Raw genomic sequence first — 16,096 nt, 5'->3', positions numbered from 1 at the left:
GAAGCGCAAAGGCTGTTGAAGGTTTACTCTTTCAGTGCTGCCGGCTTACGGCATGGTTGCCGGGGCTGCCTGAACCGCAACGCCCTGCACCGGGACCATTACCAGGTCAGCACGGGTGCCGTTACGGTTTACCACTTCCTGGATCGTATCGGTAATAAAGGTCATCTGCCCATTTACCGTAATTGCCGCACTCAGGATGATGCGTGCATTAGGCTGAATATCGGCCGGGTTGTACGGCAGGACAAAATTAAACGGTGCCTGTTTACCCTCGGTGCGAACCGCACGCTGGGCAATGACTTTAGACGGAGCATCCGCCAGCGAGGCATCAGAGAGCGTGACGGTCAGTACTGCATCCGGCGGCAGCGCAATGCGCTGGCGAATGTTAACCGAGCCAGTCACCGCTGGGCCCTGAATCTGCGTTTGCGCAATCGCCGGGTTTCCCGTTGTTGGTACAGGCACATTCGCACTCTTTTGGGCACAGCCCGCCAGGGTGAGGGTCAATGCAGCTGCTCCACCTACGATTTGCCAGAGTTTCATGGATCGCTCTCCTTTTTTATTATCAACATGTTGGTGGCTTTCACCACCGCACCTATTAAACTTAGCACAAAACACTGAAAAATCCATTTAGTCCTGCCTATTAATCACTTAGCCCTCTAATAACGCTCAGCATTCAGTCAATTTTCTCTGTGCCATAACGCAATATATTGACGTCTTGCCGTGATATTCCGCACACTGCGCAAAATGATTATTAAAAGGGTAGTAACTTTATGAGCCAGGCACTGCAAAACCTCCTCGATCTGCTGGATCTGGAGAAAATTGAAGAAGGGCTGTTCCGCGGCCAAAGTGAAGATCTGGGATTACGCCAGGTCTTCGGCGGCCAGGTGGTGGGTCAGGCGCTGTATGCCGCCAAGCAAACGGTGCCTGCCGAGCGCAGCGTCCACTCGTTCCACAGCTATTTCCTGCGTCCGGGCGACAGCAGTAAGCCAATCATTTATGACGTGGAAATTCTGCGCGATGGCAACAGCTTCAGCGCCCGTCGCGTCAGCGCCATTCAGCACGGTAAACCGATTTTCTACATGACCGCCTCTTTCCAAAGTCCGGAAGAAGGCTTTGAACACCAGAACACCATGCCGGACGTGCCGCCGCCAGAAGGGCTGATGTCTGAGTCAGACATTGCCCAAAAACTGTCGCATATGCTGCCGGACAAGGTGCGTGAGAAGTTTATCGGCCAGAAACCGATTGAGATGCGTCCGGTCAAATTCCACAATCCGCTGAAAGGCAGTGTGGAAGAACCGCACCGCTACGTATGGTTCCGCGCCAACGGCACCATGCCGGACGATCTGCGCATCCATCAGTACCTGCTGGGTTATGCGTCTGACTTCAACTTCCTGCCGACGGCGCTGCAGCCGCACGGCGTCGGTTTCCTGGAGCCGGGCATGCAGGTGGCAACCATCGATCACTCAATGTGGTTCCACCGCCCATTCCGCATGGATGACTGGCTGCTGTACGTGGTGGAAAGCACGTCCGCCTCCGGCGCCCGTGGATTTGTACGCGGTCAATTCTATACCCGTGACGGCGTATTGGTTGCCACCACGGTACAGGAAGGCGTGATCCGCCAGCGCGAAGCCTGATAAACGCAGGCCAAAAAAAAGGGCGATGGTGACATCGCCCTTTTTGCATCATCATTATTTTTCGAGTTATTTTAGCGCACTGCCCTTCTTCAAGGCTTATTGGTTATAGGCACTCTCGCCATGGCTGTTGACGTCCAGACCTTCGCGTTCCTGCTCTTCCGGTACGCGCAGCCCGACGATGGCCCCTGCCACTTTAAAGGCGATAAAGGCCGCTACACCAGACCACACCAGCGTGATCACTACGCTCAACAACTGGATCCACACCTGATGGCCCATGGTGACGCCCTCGGCGTAGCCGGTACCGCCCAACGAGGCCGAGGTGAATACCCCAGTCAGCAGGCAACCGACGATACCGCACACGCCATGCACACCGAACACGTCGCAGGTATCATCTACCTTCAGCCATTTCTTCAGCGTGACCACGCCCCACAGACCGGCGATACCGCCAATCAGGCCGATAATCAACGCCCCGCCAATACCCACGGTGCCTGCAGCCGGCGTGATGGCAACCAGCCCGGCGATCATGCCGGAACAGGCGCCCAACAACGAAGGCTTGCCACGAACAATCCACTCGGCAAAGGTCCAGGAGAGGATCGCGCCGGCAGTCGCCACCACGGTATTCAGGAACGCCAGGGCCGCAATGCCGTTAGCCGCGCTGGCAGAACCGGCGTTAAAGCCGAACCAGCCGATATACAGGATGGAAGCCCCGGTAAACACCATGGGCAGGTTGTGCGGTTTGAAAGCTTCCTTACCGAAACCGGCACGCTTGCCCAGCAGGTAAGCGCCAACCAGACCGGCACTCGCTGCGTTGATGTGCACAACGGTACCGCCGGCAAAGTCCAACGCGCCATCAGCGGCCAGGAAGCCGCCGCCCCACACCATGTGGGCAATCGGCAGGTAAGAAATGGTGAACCAGATGGCTGCGAAGATCACCACCGCAGAGAAGCGGATACGCTCGGCAAAGCCGCCCACCACCAGCGCAACGGTAATACAGGCGAACGAACACTGGAACGCCACGTGGATCATCTGGCTAAAGGTCCCGGTGACGCTGTCGATGCCAATGCCTTTGAGCATCGCCGTCTGGAAACCGCCGAAGAAGGCGTTACCTTCGCTGAAAGCCAGGCTGTAGCCATAAAGCACCCACAGCACGCACACCAAGGCAAAGGTAACGGTGACCTGGGTCAACATGGAGAGCACGTTTTTGGAACGCAGCAAACCACCGTAAAACAGAGCGACACCCGGCAGGGTCATGAACAGCACCAAAGCGGTGCAAATCATCATGAAGGCGTTATCCGCCTTGTCTGCGACCGCCGGAGCGGCCAGTGCCAAAGAAGGAACCATGGTTACCGTACTCAGGCCCAACATGGATAAAAGTTTTTTCATTATCAATCCATCCCCATTACTTTACTGAGCCAGTGATTACAGTGCTGCTTCGTCTGTTTCGCCGGTGCGAATGCGAATGACACGTTGCAATTCGGCAACGAAAATTTTGCCATCACCGATTTTGCCGGTGTAGGCCGCTTTACTGATAACATCGACCACTTCGTCTAACTGATCGTCGGCGATAGCGATGTCGATTTTTACCTTAGGTAAGAAGTTGACGCTGTATTCGGCTCCACGATAGAGCTCAGCATGCCCCTTCTGGCGACCAAAGCCTTTTACTTCGCTTACGGTCAGCCCCTGAATACCCACAGAGGATAGGGCTTCACGCACGTCCTCCAGCTTGAATGGTTTAATCACCACGGTCACCAGCTTCATATTGCCCCTCCACGAATTAAGCCCAAACTCACCCCTGGTACGAGTCTTATAAAGCAAAGGCTATGCCATAAATGGATTGGTACGCTAATTCAGCAAATTAACCGACCAGGCAGGGGTGTAACGCAACGCCGCTAGCCAATGGCAGGCTATCGCACAGGGAATTGATTAAATATTGCGCACTACTTTGGTGCGTGACGCGTCGAAAAAGTGCAGAGAAAGGGATTTAAAACGCAGCGATGCCTGTTTATGGTGCGTGGCGGGAAAAGAAAGAGGCCGCTCAAGCGGCCTCATAGATCATGCAGTTTGTGTTTCTTCGCGGTTGGCGGCTGCCAGCTCTTCACCCACCAGTTGTAGCTGATACATCTGGTAGTAACGCCCCTGCTGCGCCAGCAGTTGCTGATGGTTACCCTGCTCGACAGCCTGACCACGGTGCAACACCAGAATCGAATCGGCATCAACAATGGTCGACAAACGGTGAGCGATCACTACCAGCGTGGTGTGCTCGCGGATCAAACTCAGCGCCCGCTGAATAGCTTGTTCCGTACCCGAGTCAATGTTGGCGGTGGCTTCGTCGAGGATCAGGATCTTCGGTGCCTGTACCAGTACCCTGGCCATCGCCAATAGCTGCTTCTGACCCACCGACAGGTTATTACCCTGCTCGCCCAGCCGGGTGTGAATGCCTTCAGGGAAAGAGCGAACCAACTCAGCCAGTTGCACCCTTTCCAAAGCCTGCCAGACCGCCTCTTCACTGATATTACGCCCCAGAGTGACGTTGGCCAGTACCGATTCGGCAATCACCACCGGATCCTGCTGCACCATAGCGATGCCCTGGCGCAGGGTAGCGTGTGAAAGGCTGGACAGAGGCCGTCCGTCGAGACGCACTTCCCCCTGATCGACCGGGTAATAGCCCATCAGCAGATTGGCCAGCGTGCTCTTGCCGCTGCCGGTATGGCCGACCAGCGCCACGAAGCCGCGTGAAGGCACCGACAGCGAAATATGCTGCAGCACCTTTTTGTCATCACGGTAGGAAAAACTCAGGTCGTCAATATCAATACGGCCGCTCTCCAGCGGACGAGCATCCGTCCCGTAGCTCTGCTGGCGGCGATCCATCAGTTCGAAAATACGCTCACCGGCCACCACCGCCTGCTGCAAAATCGACTGCTGCGACGTCAACTCAATCAACGGCTCATTCAAACGCCCCAGATAGTTGATAAAGGCATACAGCACACCGACGCCGATCGCCCCTTCGCCGCTGAAACCGAACAGCATCAGCAGGCCGCACAACACCAGCGCCGAAAACAGACTGAGCAGCGGCCGTAGCAGGAAACCGTCCAACCGCAGCGTTTGCATACGCGCGGTATAGTGGGAACGGCTGGCAGCGCTCATGCGCTCGCCGAAGCGGATCTGCTGGCGGAACTGCTGGATCACGCCCATGCCGTTAATCACTTCGTTAAAACCGTCGTTGATGTCGGCCAGATAGCTACGCACCCGGCGTACAATAGGGATGCTGTAGTATTGGTAAATGCCCATCACCACGAATACCGCCGGGAAGATGCAGATCGCCACCAACGCCATGCGCCAGTCGAGGCTGAACATCGCCACCAGCATAGCGCCAATCAGCGCAGCGCTTTTCAGCACCGTAGACACCACCATCACGTACAGATCTTTGATCACCTCGGTGTCATTGGTCACCCGGGAGATCAACTGCCCGACCGGCTGAGTATCAAAAGCGCTCAGCGGCTGGCGTAATGCGGCATCCATCACGTCCGTTCGCAGACGTTGAACCACCCCGACCGCCGCCTGGTTAAACAGCAACGCCTGAAAATAGTGCAGCGCCGCCGCCAACAGCTCCAGCAGAATATAGGCCGCCGCCAGCCCGCAGACGATAGTCAGCGGCAACTGCCCTTTGGCAACGTAGTTATCGATAAAGTAGCTGACCAGGATCGGTCCGGCGACTTCCGCCGCCGCCGCGACCCACAGCATCAACACCGCCAGCCCCAAGGGTTTGCGGTACGGCGATCCATAAGCCAGCAACCGTTTCAGCGTCGGCCACAGCTTTTGCATCTTATTCATTGGCTAGTATCTCCTCGCCGCTTTCCGGTGCCTCGTCCAGCGCCGCTTCCAGTTGCTGATAGCGGTACATATCGCGATACCAGCCCGGTTGGGCCGCCAGTGACGCATGTTCACCACGCTGAGCCACGCCGCCGTGCTGGATCACCAAAATCTCGCTGGCTTCGGTCAATGCCGAAAGCCGGTGCGCGCTGATAATCACCGTGCGGTTTTGCCCCCAGCTGCGCAGGTTATGCAGGATCTGGTGTTCGGTACGGCCATCCACCGCCGACAGCGCGTCGTCGAGGATCAGGATTTCCGCGTCCAGCAACAGGGCGCGTGCGATGGAAATACGCTGTTTCTGACCACCGGAAAGCATCACGCCACGCTCACCCACCTCGGTTTCATAGCCTTGCGGCAAGCGCAAAATATCTTCATGCACGCTGGCCAGGCGGGCCGCACGCTCAATCTGTTCCTGCGTCGCCCCTGGGTTGCCCAGCGCGATGTTGTTCGCCACGCTGTCTGAGAATAAGAACGGTGTCTGGCTGACCACGGACAACCGCGAACGCCAATCGTCGAGTTTCACCTGGGTCAGCGGCAGCCCCTGATAGCTGATCTGGCCGTCATCAACATCAAATTGGCGCTGGATCAGTGACAGCAGCGTCGATTTACCGGCACCGGTCGGGCCGCACAGGCCGAGCATTTGCCCCGGCTCCAGCTTCAGCACCACATCGTGCAGCGCCGGGTGGGTATTGCCCGGATAGTGAAATGCGCGAATGTCGATTGCCAGATTGCCACGCCCAGCCGGCAAGGCTTGATCGCCGTCCGTCACTGCCGGCGCTTCATCCAGCAGGCTGCGGATACGGCTATAGGCCGCGCTGCCACGTTCAACGATGTTGAACATCCAGGCCAGCGCCAACATTGGCCAAATCATCAGGCCGAGGTACATCACAAAGCTGGTCAGTTGGCCCAGAGTCAGAGTACCGTTCACCACCATCCAGCTGCCGCCGCCGATAGCCAGCAGATTGGCAGTACCGATGGCGATGTAAATCGTCGGGTCGAAACGGGCATCCACCCGCGCTACGTGCATGTTTTTGGCCCCGGTCTGGGCGGCCACTTCGGCAAACTGATTGGACTGATGATCTTCCAGCCCGAACGCCTTGATCATGCGGATACTGGTCATGCTTTCCTGCGCCTGATCGTTCAGGCTGGAGAACGCCGCCTGCGCCGATTTAAAACGCTGGTGTAACTGGTCGCCGTAGTACTTGATGACGATCGCCATGATCGGCATGGGGATCAGCGACAGCAGGGTCAGCTGCCAGCTAATTTGGGTACTCATCACCACCAGCACCGCTAATCCCATCACCAGCGAATCCACCAGCGTCAGCACCCCTTCACCGGCGGCAAAAACCACCCGGTCGACATCATTGGTGGCGCGCGCCATCAGATCGCCGGTACGGTGGCGCAGATAGAAGGCCGGATTCTGACGGCTAAGCTGGCGGTAGAAGTTTTCACGCAGCTCCACGGCTAGCTGATAGGATGCGCCAAACAGCAGAACCCGCCACACATAGCGCAGCAGGTAGACCACCACGGCAGTGCCGAGCATCAGCCCCAGCCACGCCATTAATACGCCGCCGGACATCTGTTTTTCGGTGACGCCATCCACAATGATCCCCACCAGCTTGGGCGGCAACAGTTGCAGTATGGCAATGATGATCAGCAGCACCACCGCCCCGAGGTAGCGGCGCCACTCGCGGCGGAAATACCAGCCGATTTGAGCAAATAGTCTCACGCAGTTTTATTCCAGGATGTAATGGTTTTTTCTCTCATTCTGCCTCAGCAGAGTAGGATACCACCGTTACTTTGCCAATTTGGTGAACTTTTCACTCAGGAACCGGCAGTGCGGTGGTGTATTTGATTTTTTCCATCGCGAAGCTGGAAGTGACGTCGATCAGCCCCGGCACGCCGTTCACCAGGCGCTTGTAGAAGCTGTCGTAACTCTTCATATCCGCCACTTCCACCTGCATCAGGTAATCGTACTCTCCCGCCATGCGATAGAAGGCCAGCACCTCCGGCATCTGCTTGGTCAGTTGCACGAACTGTTGATACCACTCGCTGCTGTGCTGCTGAGTTTTGATCAGCACAAATGCCGTCAGGCCCAGGCCGAGCTTTTCGTTATCCAGCAGCGCGACTCGCCCACGGATATAACCTTCTTCTTCCAGCCGCTTGAGCCTTTTCCAGCAGGGTGTTGACGTCAGATTGACCGCGTCGGCCAACACCTGCAGCGGTTGCGTACAGTCCTGCTGCAGCATGCACAGTAATTTACGGTCTGTTTTATCTAACATATCGTCAACCAGGAGAATAATTTTCTCTCATTAGGCGATTAAACAGGAAAAATGGCAATCCTTTTTTCCTCGCGGCAGGCTATATTATGCAACAAACAAGCCCCCTATTCTGAGGCCAGATGATGACAAATTCTTGGGTAAAATATGCTATCGGTGAAATAGAAGCGGATTTTCAACGCTCCGCCGATACTCACCTGATCCGCCTGAACCTGCCGGAATTTCCCGGCATCTGCCTGTACCTGAAAGATGAAAGCACTCACCCGACCGGCAGCCTGAAGCACCGGCTGGCGCGTTCACTGTTTCTGTATGGTCTGTGTAACGGCTGGATCACCGAAAACACCACGATTATCGAGGCCTCATCCGGCAGTACCGCGGTATCCGAAGCTTACTTCGCCCGGCTGATTGGCCTGCCGTTTATTGCCGTCATGCCTTCCTGTACCGCACGCCGCAAGGTTGAACAGATCGCGTTCTACGGCGGGCGTTGTCACTTCGTCGACCATGCGGCACAAATTTACGCCGTCTCCGAGCAGTTGGCGAAAGAGCTGAACGGCCACTATATGGATCAGTTCACCTACGCTGAACGGGCCACCGACTGGCGCGGCAACAACAACATCGCCGACAGCATCTTCCGCCAGATGGAACGCGAACCTTTCCCGGTACCCAAGCATATCGTAATGAGTGCCGGTACCGGTGGCACCTCTGCGACCCTGGGCCGCTATATCCGCTATCAGGGGCACGACACCCGCCTGACGGTGGTCGATCCGGAAAATTCGGTGTTCTATGATTGCTTCCACCAGCATGACCGCACCCTTATCGGCAGTTGCGGCAGCCGTATCGAGGGCATTGGCCGCCCACGCGCCGAGCCATCCTTTATTCCGTCGGTGGTAGACAGCATGATCCGCGTGCCGGATGCCGCCAGCGTCGCCACTATCCACTGGCTGGAAACGGTGCTCGGACGCAAGGTAGGGGCATCCACCGGCACCAACGTGTGGGGTGCGCTGCAGTTGGCGAAGCAAATGCGGGAAAACGGCGAGCAGGGTTCGATTGTGACTCTGCTGTGCGACAGCGGTGAGCGCTACCTGGACACCTATTACAATCCGGAATGGGTCAGAAACAATATCGGTGATCTGACGCCTTATCTGGCGCAGTTGGCAGATTTGTAATCAGCAGGATTAGACGAAAAAAAGCCGGGTAAGTCATACCCGGCCGGCTGCCAATAAAGCCTCATAATTCGGGGGAATAGGTGAGGTAAGGTGAACGCAGCCAATGTTGCAAATAGTGGGCCACCGCCTGCTGTTCGCAGTGGCCGATAACCTGTAGCTGTGGCAATAGCGACTTCAATTGTGGCAGAGCATTGCCCATCACCACCCCGTGCCCTACCGTCGCCAGCATTTCCTTGTCGTTCATCGCATCACCAAACGCCATACAGTCCGCCATCTTCAGCCCCAGATGGCGGCTTAGCATATCCAGCGCCGAGCCCTTGTTGCAGCCCAGAGGCAAGACTTCCAGGCATTCATAGGCCGAGAAACAGAGATCAACCCGCGCAGCAAAGTGCTGGCGCAGCTGCACCTGAAGTTTCAGCAGTTCCTCATGCGGCCCGGCAAAACAAACCTTGCTGTTGCCGAACGCCGGTAAACGCCGCAGTTCGGTAAGTTGATGATGGAAGCCGCTCAGGTGGTGGGCCTGCAACATTTCCTCCGGCACCGCAAACTCGGTCATCCAGCCTTCATCACGGAACACGTGCATGCTGGCGTCGGTATGCCAGTGAGTATGCAGCACCTCTTCGGCAATATCGGCCGGCAAATCGGTAGCCTGCAGTTGCTGCCCCCGGTCGTCATAGACCCGCGTACCGTTGCCGGTAATCAGATAACCCTGCAGGCCCAGTTGCGCCATGATCGGCTGTGCATCAAGGTAGTGGCGCCCGGTGGCGAAAGTCACCACCATCTCCCGTTCAACAAGTTGCTTTAGCACCGCCAGAGTCTCCGGCCCGACCCGGTGATCCGGTGTCAACAAAGTGCCATCCATATCAAAAGCCGCCAGGCGATACATAAAAACCTCGTGAATGTGAACGCGATTACAGTCCGTGCAGTATGGGATGGTATTTACGGAAGTAATAGTGAACAATTCTGGAAAACTGTTCCGGATTTCCCATCATGCGCCTGACCCACCGCCTCAGCCAGTATCAACGCCTGTACCAGCAGCTCGGCGGCACGCCGGTCGCCATTACCGTTGGCGAGCTGGCAGCGATGTTCTATTGCAGCGAACGCCATGCCCGCACGCTGGTGCAACAACTGCAGGATCAGGGCTGGCTGAACTGGCAGTCGCAGCCCGGGCGCGGTAAACGTGCGCACCTGCACTGCCTGAAAACGCCGGATGAACTACGTGCAGCCCATCTGCAAAGGTTGCTGAAGGAAGGCGATCATCAGGGAGCGCTGGAAATGGCGCAGTTGGATCCGCAACATTTGCAGGAGCTGCTCAGCCCACATCTTGGGGGGCAATGGCAAGCCGGCAGCCCAACGTTGCGTATCCCCTACTACCGTACGCTCGAATCGCTGGATCCGCTGACCCTGACCGGCCGCGCCGAACAGCATTTGGTCGCCACCCTGCATGCCGGCCTGACTCGCTTTAATACCGGTAACTCCGAGCCGCAATCTGATCTGGCCCATCATTGGCAAATCAGCCATGACGGCCTGCGCTGGCAGTTCTTTCTGCGCAGCCAATTGCGCTGGCACAACGGTGAGCCGCTGACCGGCCAGCAACTGCTGCAAACGCTGGAAAAACTGCAGCACCATCCTCGCAGTCAACCGAGCCTGGCCAACGTTGCCGCTATCAGTCTTCCCCATGCGCTGTGCCTGCAGTTTGATTTACAGTGTCCGGACTACTGGCTGGCGCACCGGCTGGCGGAGTTGCCTTGTCTGCTGACCCATCCGGAGGCTTCGGGCATGGGAGCCGGCCCGTTTAAGCTGACGCTGAACCAACCGCACCTGGTCCGGCTGGAGCAACACCCGTTTTACCATTTGCAACATCCTTTTCTTGAGAGCATCGAGTATTGGATCACACCCGAGTTGAACACCGGTGAGGCTTATACCAGTTGCCAGCATCCGGTACGCATTACCCTCGGTCAGCAGGAAGAGATGGCATTAGCGCGGCCGGTACAGCGCAGCATGAGTCTGGGTTGGTGCTATCTGGCGGTAAATTTGAAGCACGGCGTGCTCAGCGAGGCTCAGGGGAAAAAACTGCTGATGCTGATCCAGCAATCCGGCCTGTTGGCCAATCTGCCGGTGCCCAACAGCGTCATCACCCCCAGTAGTGAGATGCTGCCCGGCTGGGCAATTCCACAACATCAGGCCGCTGAGGATATTGCCCTGCCCGCTAAATTGACGCTGTTGTATCGGCCCCCGGTGGAACTGGAGACGGTCACGGTGGCCTTGCAGCAACTGTTGGCGCAACACGGCTGCGAGCTGGAGTTGCGCTACTACGCAGGTAAACGCTGGCAAAGCGCCGAACAAATCGAACAGGCCGATCTGCTACTGGCGGATAATCTGATTGGAGAGTCACCGGAAGCCACGCTGGAAAGCTGGCTTCGGCAAGATACGCTGTGGCGCGGTATCCTGCCCGACGCCCGCTGGCAGCACCAGCAACAAACGCTGCAACAGATCCAGCAGCTCCCGGCGCAGCAAACGCGTTACCAGCAATTGAAAGACTATTATCAGCAGCTTATGGCGGCGGCGATCATCACTCCGCTGTTTCACTATCAGTATCAAATCAGCGCGCCGCCGCGCATTCATGGCGTCACCCTGACCGCCCACGGTTGGTTCGATTTCTGTCAGGCCTGGCTGCCACCGCCGGTAGAAAATACCACGCCTCCATCAACCGACTGAATTTGCCCGGCCCAGCGGTATGCCACCATTTCTGCTACCATTGCTGCCGCAACGCATTTTTATCTTACCGCCCGAATGTGTATCGGGTAGGGTCTCAGCAATAAATTGAGGTTATTTTATGAAGCGCGCGGTTGTCGTTTTCAGCGGTGGACAAGATTCCACGACCTGCTTGATTCAGGCATTGAAACAGTATGATGAAGTTCACTGCGTCACCTTTGACTACGGCCAGCGTCATCGTGCCGAAATTGAGGTGGCTCAGGAACTGTCAGTGGCCCTGGGAGCCAAGGCGCATAAGCTGTTGGACGTAGGCCTGCTCAATGAGCTGGCGATCAGCAGCCTGACCCGTGACAACATTCCGGTTCCCGCCTACGACAGCACGCAGAGCAATGGGTTACCGAGCACCTTTGTGCCGGGGCGCAACATTCTGTTCCTGACGCTGGCGGCGATTTATGCCTATCAGGTCGAAGCTGAAGCGGTGATCACCGGCGTGTGTGAAACCGACTTCTCCGGCTACCCAGACTGTCGCGACGAGTTTGTCAAAGCGCTGAACCAGGCGATAGTACTGGGCATCGCCCGCGATATCCGCTTTGAAACGCCTTTGATGTGGCTGAACAAGGCAGAAACCTGGGCACTGGCAGATTACTACCATCAGTTGGAGCTGGTGCAGCAGGACACTCTGACCTGCTACAACGGCATCAAAGGCAATGGCTGCGGTGAATGTGCGGCCTGTCATCTGCGCGCCAACGGCCTGCAGCAGTACCAAATCAACAAGGCCGAAGTGATGGCGAGCCTGAAGCAAAAGACCGGGCTGGTCTGATTGAATAACGGCGGCACAGGTTGCCGCTCGTTGCTTTACCTATCTTCAAGCGGCGTGAGCACCTGCAGGTGTTCGCGCAGTTGCCCCTCGATCGGCAATGCCCGCTGGGTTTTCAGATCGACACAAACAAAGGTCAGCAGTGCATCCGCTACCGGAGCCCCGCTGGCATCCTGCGAGACCTTCTGGCTCAACACGCCGCTTTTGCCGTTTAGTTGTACCATCTGGCTGTCAATGCGTAACTTGTCGCCCAATACCGCTGGGGTGCGATAGTTAATGTTGATGTTCACCACGATAAAGGCGATGTTGTTTTCTGTCATCCAGCGGAAGCTTTCCTGGTTCTCCAGCCAATCCCATCGCGCCTCCTCCAGGAATTCCAGATAGCGGGCGTTGTTCACGTGCTGATAAACATCAAGATGATAACCACGGACTTTGATAAAGGTCTGGTGCATAGGTAACAATCGCTCCTGCCTGGTGATTACAGAAAGAAGGAGCCGCTAGCGACTCCTTCACCCATTTGGTCAAGGTGCCAAACTGGTAAGACCTGTAAAATGTAGCAGAGGAAAAAGGGCTGCATTATCACTTTGCCACACAGCCGTGATCGAAATCACATTTTGAGCCGCGCGCGATTCCTTTCAAACAGTGCAGGCCCAATGCCCGGTACTTCCTGAAGCTGCTCAATCTGCGTAAAGGGACCATTCTGCTCGCGGTAGCGCACAATGCTCTCCGCTTTTTTCAATCCAACTCCCTTGAGTATGCTGGCCAGTTGTTCGGCATCGGCCTGATTGATACTGACCGATGCTTCATCATTGGCAGTCGCCACGGCCTCTGCACCCTGCCCGGCGTTAGCCGCCGTCACGGATAGCACCGGTTGCCCGGTAAGCGCTTTTTCTTCCGCGGCCAAAGATGGCCCGGTCAGGCAGAGCAGTGCTACGGTCAGCAAGGCTTTGAAGTTAAAACCACTCTCATTTACCGCTTTTATTACTGTAGGTTGCATGCTGTATCCTCCTTGTGTGTAACAGCAAGCTCACCTTGCCGCAGCGAAGAAACTTCAGCAATTGGCGGATTTCAGATATGGAAAAGGCCGCGAAAGCGGCCTTTGAGGATTGCATTGCGTTGCAGAAAACTGCGGCGCTTTACTGAGGCTGCTGCTGCTCAGCGGCACCCATGGTGATCTTGGCTTCTTTGCGCAGGCTGGCCAGCAGAGAGTCAAAGGACACGCCAGTCGCACCTTCTTCCATCTTGCTGACGAAGGTTTTCATTTCTTCAGCCGGCAAGGTGCCTGGCTTCACGGCATCCAGTGCAATCAGTACCACGTTGTCCTGACGGTCCTGCGACATGCCATAAACCGGCTTGCCTTCTTGCGGATGCGGCAGCGCGAACACGCTCTGCACCAGTTGGCTGTCTTCCGGCGCGCGCGCCATCTTCTGTACGCTGCCAAAGCTCAGGCCAGCGGCTTTCATCGCCTCGTCGCCCTTACCCTGCTTCAGCTCAACCAGCAGCTTCTCGCCCTGCAGTTTGGCTTCCTGTTCCGCTTTGTTGCGCTTGACCAGTTCTGCCACGCGATCTTTCACCTGGTCGAACGGTTCAATGCCCTCTGGCTTGTGGCCAGACACGCGGATCACGAAGGCACGGTCGCCATCAACGGTGATCACGTCGGAGTTGCTGCCCGGAGAGCCGCCTTCACCAATCAGGGAACCGTCGAAAATCGACTGAATGACCGGTTTGAAGTTCAGCGCTGCCGGGATGTTGTCGCGGGTAAACCAGTCGGTCTGCACCGCCTTCACGCCGGCGGCCTCTTCGGCCGATGCCAGAGACTCGTTATCGCTGGTAGCCGCTTCACTTACCTTCTGTTGCAGTGCGTAATAAGCGTCTACCGCTTTTTCCTGCTTAACCTGCTTGGCGATAGCGTCACGCACTTCGCTCAACGGCTTAACTTTTTCCGGTTCGATGTCGTTGAGACGGATCACCAGATAGCCTACTGAAGACTTCACGACGCCGGAAAGCTGGCCTTTTTCGGTCAGGTTAGCCTGCTTGAGTTCGTCTGCAGTGGTGTCCGGCTCCAGCCAGCCCAGTTCACCGCCGGTACGGCGTGAAATGATGTCGGTGGATTTGTCTTTCGCCAGGGTGGCAAAATCGCCGCCTTTCTTCAGTTCATCCAGTACCGCATTGGCTTCCGCCTCGGTTTTCAACTGGATCACGCTGTAGTTCTTGCGTTCAGGCTGGCCGTAACTGCTTTTGTGCTGGTCGTAATAGGCGCTGATATCCGCGTCGGCTACCGTCACCTTGTCTTGCATAGCAGCGGCGTCCATTGGGATGTAGCTTACTTTGACCTGTTCTGGCGCAATAAAGCTGTTCTTGTTCTGGCTGTAGTAGTCTTTCAGCTCGTCGTCGGTCACGGTCTGCTTGGCCTGCAACGCTTTCAGATCCAGCGTAGCCAAGCGCACATCGCGCTGTTGCAGCACCAGCGCCGTCATGTCCTGAGCTTCGGCAGGCAGAATAAAGCCCGAACCGCCAAAGGCCTGGATCACCTGCTGGTTAACCAACTGCTGACGCATTGATTGTGCAAAGTTATCGGCGGTGTAACCCATGCGGCTAATCAGATCGAGATATTTGGCGTTATCGAACTGGCCGTTTGTCTGGAAGTAAGGTGCTTTACGGATAGCTTCTTTCACCTGATCGTCACTGACGCTCAGGCCTAATTTCTTGGCATATTGGTCCAGCAGCATGTTGTCGATCAGCTGCGACAGTGCCTGATGGCGCATCTGCTGCATATAGCCTTCGTTGCCCGCCAGTGCGGAGAACTGGTCACCCAACTGTTGCTGCATGCGGCTGCGTTCGCTTTGGAAAGCCTGTTCCAGCTGAGCACGCTCGATCACCTGGCCATTGACCTTCGCTGCATAATCACCGGCACTCCCCTGATAGCTGACCACCCCAGTCAAAAGAAATGACAAAATGATCAAGCCCAGGATGATTTTGAGCACGACGTGATTAGCTGCCGCGCGTAAATTGTCCATCATAGTGTGACAACACTCCGCTGTGATGTGGATTAAAAACACCCTTGTGCAGGCGCGTTCCCTGCGACAAAAATAAAAAAAGCGCATCAATCTGATGCGCCTTATATCTTACCTTACCAGCACCGTTGCGTCAGGTGATTGTTTATTACAAAGCCCTGTAACGCTAAACGGTTAGACGCAAACAATCAGTTTACTGCGTCTTTCAGCGCTTTCCCTGCACGGAAGGCCGGAACTTTGGCTGCCGCGATTTTGATCTCTTTACCGGTTTGCGGGTTACGACCGGTACGGGCCGAACGTTCACGCACGGTGAAGGAACCGAAACCCACCAGGGCCACGTCATCCCCTTCCTTCAAGGAGTCAGTAACAGATGCAATCACTGCATCTAAAGCACGTCCAGCTGCCGCTTTGGAAATATCAGCACCTGCGGCAATTTTGTCGATCAGTTGTGACTTATTCACTCTATCATCCCCTCTAGAATTCAATAGTCGCACCGAAAAATCCCTACGGTTGCGACAGCGCAGCTGTTATATCAATCCCATCGTGCCTTGGCAAGCCACCGTAAGCGTGACAAAACGCGGGCCGACAGCTGTCTAACTTAGCG

General features: G+C 56.2%; 15 protein-coding genes. 4 read left to right on the top strand and 11 right to left on the bottom strand.

Annotated elements, in window-relative coordinates; genetic code table 11:
• Positions 1-45 precede the first annotated feature (45 nt).
• Positions 46-537, bottom strand: a complete 492-nt coding sequence (locus ACNT1W_RS07510; protein ID WP_012005552.1) for a YbaY family lipoprotein — start codon at positions 535-537, stop codon at positions 46-48.
• 230 nt (positions 538-767) lie between these two features.
• Here ACNT1W_RS07510 and tesB point away from each other — a divergent pair, with 230 nt between their 5' ends.
• A complete protein-coding gene (gene tesB / locus ACNT1W_RS07505; RefSeq protein ID WP_012005551.1) occupies positions 768-1,631 on the top strand; it encodes an acyl-CoA thioesterase II in 864 nt (287 codons plus the stop codon).
• 96 nt (positions 1,632-1,727) lie between these two features.
• Here tesB and amtB read toward each other — a convergent pair whose 3' ends face one another.
• From amtB to ACNT1W_RS07480, 5 genes are all read right to left on the bottom strand, one after another.
• Positions 1,728-3,014 (bottom strand): ammonium transporter AmtB, encoded by a 1,287-nt coding sequence (gene amtB / locus ACNT1W_RS07500; RefSeq protein ID WP_012005550.1) that lies wholly within the window; start codon positions 3,012-3,014, stop codon positions 1,728-1,730.
• A gap of 36 nt (positions 3,015-3,050) precedes the next feature.
• On the bottom strand, positions 3,051-3,389 hold the full coding sequence (gene glnK / locus ACNT1W_RS07495; protein WP_012005549.1) for a P-II family nitrogen regulator: 339 nt from the start codon (positions 3,387-3,389) through the stop codon (positions 3,051-3,053).
• A gap of 294 nt (positions 3,390-3,683) precedes the next feature.
• Entirely contained in the window at positions 3,684-5,462 is a 1,779-nt protein-coding gene (locus tag ACNT1W_RS07490; RefSeq protein ID WP_012005548.1) for a SmdB family multidrug efflux ABC transporter permease/ATP-binding protein, read from the bottom strand.
• Positions 5,455-7,230 (bottom strand): SmdA family multidrug ABC transporter permease/ATP-binding protein, encoded by a 1,776-nt coding sequence (locus tag ACNT1W_RS07485; protein WP_012005547.1) that lies wholly within the window; start codon positions 7,228-7,230, stop codon positions 5,455-5,457. The genes ACNT1W_RS07490 and ACNT1W_RS07485 overlap by 8 nt, the downstream gene beginning before the upstream one ends.
• Positions 7,231-7,321: 91 nt before the next feature.
• Entirely contained in the window at positions 7,322-7,783 is a 462-nt protein-coding gene (locus tag ACNT1W_RS07480) for an Lrp/AsnC family transcriptional regulator (protein WP_012005546.1), read from the bottom strand.
• Positions 7,784-7,905: 122 nt separating this feature from the next.
• Between ACNT1W_RS07480 and ACNT1W_RS07475 the strand changes: the two genes are divergently transcribed.
• On the top strand, positions 7,906-8,946 hold the full coding sequence (locus ACNT1W_RS07475) for a PLP-dependent cysteine synthase family protein (protein WP_115183133.1): 1,041 nt from the start codon (positions 7,906-7,908) through the stop codon (positions 8,944-8,946).
• Positions 8,947-9,007: 61 nt separating this feature from the next.
• Here the strand turns inward: ACNT1W_RS07475 and cof are convergent, their stop codons facing one another.
• On the bottom strand, positions 9,008-9,832 hold the full coding sequence (gene cof, locus ACNT1W_RS07470) for an HMP-PP phosphatase (RefSeq protein ID WP_419246590.1): 825 nt from the start codon (positions 9,830-9,832) through the stop codon (positions 9,008-9,010).
• Positions 9,833-9,936: 104 nt separating this feature from the next.
• Between cof and ACNT1W_RS07465 the strand changes: the two genes are divergently transcribed.
• Together ACNT1W_RS07465 and queC are read left to right on the top strand one after the other, a co-directional pair.
• The gene (locus ACNT1W_RS07465) at positions 9,937-11,664 is read left to right on the top strand and encodes an SgrR family transcriptional regulator (protein ID WP_261098998.1); all 1,728 of its coding nucleotides are present in this window, start codon (positions 9,937-9,939) and stop codon (positions 11,662-11,664) included.
• Positions 11,665-11,782: 118 nt separating this feature from the next.
• Positions 11,783-12,481: a 7-cyano-7-deazaguanine synthase QueC gene (gene queC / locus ACNT1W_RS07460; RefSeq protein WP_012005542.1), complete on the top strand. Its 699-nt coding sequence runs from the start codon at positions 11,783-11,785 to the stop codon at positions 12,479-12,481.
• 35 nt (positions 12,482-12,516) lie between these two features.
• Here the strand turns inward: queC and ACNT1W_RS07455 are convergent, their stop codons facing one another.
• From ACNT1W_RS07455 to hupB, 4 genes are all read right to left on the bottom strand, one after another.
• Positions 12,517-12,930 carry an acyl-CoA thioesterase gene (locus ACNT1W_RS07455; protein ID WP_012005541.1) on the bottom strand — a complete coding sequence of 138 codons (414 nt, stop codon included), beginning with the start codon at positions 12,928-12,930 and terminating at the stop codon, positions 12,517-12,519.
• 155 nt (positions 12,931-13,085) lie between these two features.
• Entirely contained in the window at positions 13,086-13,475 is a 390-nt protein-coding gene (locus ACNT1W_RS07450; protein WP_419246589.1) for a ComEA family DNA-binding protein, read from the bottom strand.
• A 139-nt stretch (positions 13,476-13,614) separates the two neighbouring features.
• Positions 13,615-15,498: a peptidylprolyl isomerase gene (gene ppiD / locus ACNT1W_RS07445; protein ID WP_419246588.1), complete on the bottom strand. Its 1,884-nt coding sequence runs from the start codon at positions 15,496-15,498 to the stop codon at positions 13,615-13,617.
• 182 nt (positions 15,499-15,680) lie between these two features.
• Positions 15,681-15,953: a nucleoid-associated protein HU-beta gene (gene hupB, locus ACNT1W_RS07440; RefSeq protein WP_017891836.1), complete on the bottom strand. Its 273-nt coding sequence runs from the start codon at positions 15,951-15,953 to the stop codon at positions 15,681-15,683.
• Between the last annotated feature and the right edge of the window lie 143 nt (positions 15,954-16,096).

The sequence above is a fragment of the Serratia sp. NFX21 genome (assembly GCF_048517035.1).
Lineage (GTDB): Bacteria > Pseudomonadota > Gammaproteobacteria > Enterobacterales > Enterobacteriaceae > Serratia > Serratia quinivorans.
Note: the sequence above shows the minus strand (reverse complement) of the source record. Positions and strands in the feature narration are given on the sequence as shown.